The following is a 3091-nucleotide window of genomic DNA, read 5'->3' on the forward strand; positions in this document are numbered from 1 at the left end:
TACCCTGACAACCCGCAAAGGGGTTAGGTAATGATGTAGCACATGTGTTACAGTTGAATGATTTACAATTAGTTTCGCCCAATGCATTAATTATACCTAATGGAGGTACCAGATTGTAAAGCAAACAGATGGGGTTTCCGAGCGTGTTAAGCAATGGACATAAAAGAAAACGTAGCGGTAGCGTAATGATGTACACTATTAGAACAGGAAGGTTAGCGAAAAGCGAAGGAACAGATGATACCGGGGGAAGAATCTCACACGCCACTCTAGTCTTATTTTGAATCTCTGATACAGTGTTATCAAACGATTGAATGGCGTTAACGAAGTCACTAAGCATAACTTAGTAAAGTTAATGAACTTCTAGGAAATTGCGATATTCCCTTAACAGATTAAAGACGTGACAGAACCAATAGTCCTTTACTACTTTGATGTTTTGCTCAATTGTTATGAAAACGCAACGCTCTGGTGCGTTTGGATCATATCGAGGCAAGTAGATAAAGTCTAGACTTTCCTGTTCGATTGCCTTAACAAATTCAGGGTTTAGTTTACCACAGCACCTAGATATCAGCCCGTGATCAGGCTCTTCCGTTGTAATTAGGAAATCATGCGCACCGACTCGAACACGCATATGCTCAACTTGAAATAATAATCTTATGTGTACTACCTGATCAGTATCATCAGTCTCCTAGTGATGTCATTAGCATATCTCAAAAAGGCTAGCAAGGCGTAAAAGAATCCCTCTAGCGTATGAACGATAAACGGTACTAACGTGTATTTCACTACTTGAATTACTATCTTGATAATATCTTGAATAATTTCAGCCATGGTTTCACAATGAAAAAACGTTATAGCTTGACCTAGGGTATAGGTAAACGTATAACACTACCAGAAACACTAGAAGCACTAGGAAAGCCACTAGGACGTTGTCCATATCCTCACCCCGAATAGTCTGGATCGACTAACGCACCTAAATTAAGTTTGTAAGCTAAGAAGTTCAGAATACCCTCTACTAACAGGACAGTCAGCAAACCCGATAACAACCCGCCCGTTTCCGTGACCAACGAGATAAAATACGTTATCACACTAGCGACGGCGAACTGTATTAACCTAAAGTAACCGTGACCTAGGTTAGATACCTTTACTATTCCCGTTGCAGACGCAGATGAGATAACATAAACTATCAACAGTGAAGCTATTGACACTGTGTCAAGATTTGCGTTTGAGAAACCCAAACTAGTGATCATCTTAGCCACCCCAGTGCGGGAACAGATTGAGCCACCTGTGCAAATGCTCCCGTTATCGCAGTAAGTAATCCGCCTATCGTTATCGTATCTCCAGCTAGACCTGTACCTAGCGCAGTAAGAGCATAGCCAGCCACCAAAATGATTATGCCCTGAAGTAAACGTCCATTAACATTAGGAAATCTTGATTTTAAAAGATAAGCCGTAGAACTAGCTAAAACGAAAAAAATCGCATACACTCCAACGTCAATAAAAAAGGACATTGGTAGGTCACGCTACTACTTCTTTAGCCATGATCTTATTTTCTTGATATTGATTTAATAGCACGATACCAATGAATGCCACTATCATCATTATTAACAAGTTTTGGGTACTTCCCAGATAGCCCGTGACGTAGAGCGTGGCTACCAAAGCTAATATGAACAGAATTATGTACATATCGGTTTTGCCGTACATGAATTAGCAGGCTTAAAATAGTCTTTTGCAGTCACTTCGGACTTTCGTTGTTGAAGACGGAACGCAAAATAATGAGTTAAATAACGATAGTTGTACCCATCTAGCGTTAGGAGACGGAGGAGTTTTTTCACAAAAGTAGATTTTATCATCTTCCATTACGTAGTAATCATGACATTGATACACTTTCATAAGTAGTCACTTTCTGAGTCCTGAACCTGTGCTAACATCGCTTGATAACGTGCTACTGGACATGACCCGCCCGTCCTAATTCTAAACCTAAAAGCTAAAGCAAAACCTAGCACAGCTAAACCTATCAGGATTAAAAAAACCTTTTTCATTACTCCCCACTTTCAAAGGGAGACTTGAACCCTCTGGTCAATTACTTTGGCAATTCCGTAGGCAGACAAGTAGAGACCCAGCGATCTCAATATCCCGCCTATGAATTCACCCTTAGCGAGTGCAATTAGAGCTATACCTATGATGATCATGTAGAATGGCGATACACCAGCTAAGTAGTTATTCATCAATGCAACTATGATAGCGGTTATGACGGCATAGATTATTTCGCTACCGACTAAGGGTATGTCAGGTCTCTGTGTGGTCAATACGCTCATGTTCTCACCTTACTCTTTAGTATGTTACCGAGTTGTTCAGATACCTGTGTAGTGGGGTATGATGACAGAATCGCTAGACCATACGCAGGAGATGCGGTCTGATAGTAATCTCCTTTTACAGCTCTGTATTTGTCACCGGCTTCTATCATGTACCTATCGGTGTTCCTTAACCTCTTGTAGTTAGTCTTTTCAACTAAATCGTTGATCTCCCTACATTCGGGTGAAGTGAAATTATTGTTTACACATGACCTAATGGTGTTCTCTACATCTAAGACGTTTATGTGATGAGTAGTTAGATAATCCCTAAGAGCATCTTCTCTATACTCACCAATCTCCTTGCCTTGCAGAGCGCTCTCCTGGTCTACCCAAGCGTTATAAAGTGTAGCTCCCCTTAGCAAACCCTCTATGTATTTGTCAGCACCTAATGCAATGCCGATTACGTAATTCTGAACTGATGAGGGATTAACTGAAACTCTTAGTGCTTTGCTCTTTCTCCTAGCCACTCATAGACACCCCTATCTTAGGCGCAATTAAATTAACCAATAGGTCTACCGTAACAATAGATGCGACGGTTGCAAGAAGCGGGTTAGAGATAAACAGTGATGCTACGATTAAAGCAAATGCTAATAATCTCTGATGAGTAAACTTTAGTGCAATAGCACCGCCGATTATACCTATAAGCGTTTCGGGCGTTAAAACTGACTTAAGAGATTCAAACGTCAATTTACTCACCTACCTCTTGCCTCACCATAATGGGCGAGTTTCCTATCTTTGAGATAG

Annotated in this window: 3 protein-coding genes; all 3 read right to left on the reverse strand. The window is 40.8% G+C overall.

Going from position 1 to position 3091, the window contains the following annotated elements:
* Positions 1-2047 precede the first annotated feature (2047 nt).
* From QXE01_12310 to QXE01_12320, 3 genes are read right to left on the reverse strand one after another with little or no spacing between them, the layout of a single operon-like run.
* Positions 2048-2311, reverse strand: a complete 264-nt coding sequence (locus tag QXE01_12310) for a hypothetical protein (GenBank protein MEM4972020.1) — start codon at positions 2309-2311, stop codon at positions 2048-2050.
* Entirely contained in the window at positions 2308-2814 is a 507-nt protein-coding gene (locus tag QXE01_12315) for a hypothetical protein (protein MEM4972021.1), read from the reverse strand. Before QXE01_12315 ends, QXE01_12310 begins: the two co-directional genes overlap by 4 nt.
* Entirely contained in the window at positions 2807-3034 is a 228-nt protein-coding gene (locus QXE01_12320; protein ID MEM4972022.1) for a hypothetical protein, read from the reverse strand. The genes QXE01_12315 and QXE01_12320 overlap by 8 nt, the downstream gene beginning before the upstream one ends.
* Positions 3035-3091 lie beyond the last annotated feature (57 nt).

The organism is Sulfolobales archaeon, assembly GCA_038897115.1.
In the GTDB taxonomy this organism is placed as follows: domain Archaea; phylum Thermoproteota; class Thermoprotei_A; order Sulfolobales; family AG1; genus AG1.

Coding starts and splice junctions, on each gene's coding strand:
- QXE01_12310 (MEM4972020.1), bottom strand. CDS start 2,311: ATGAGCGTATTGACCACACAGAGACCTGACATACCCTTAGTCGGTAGC.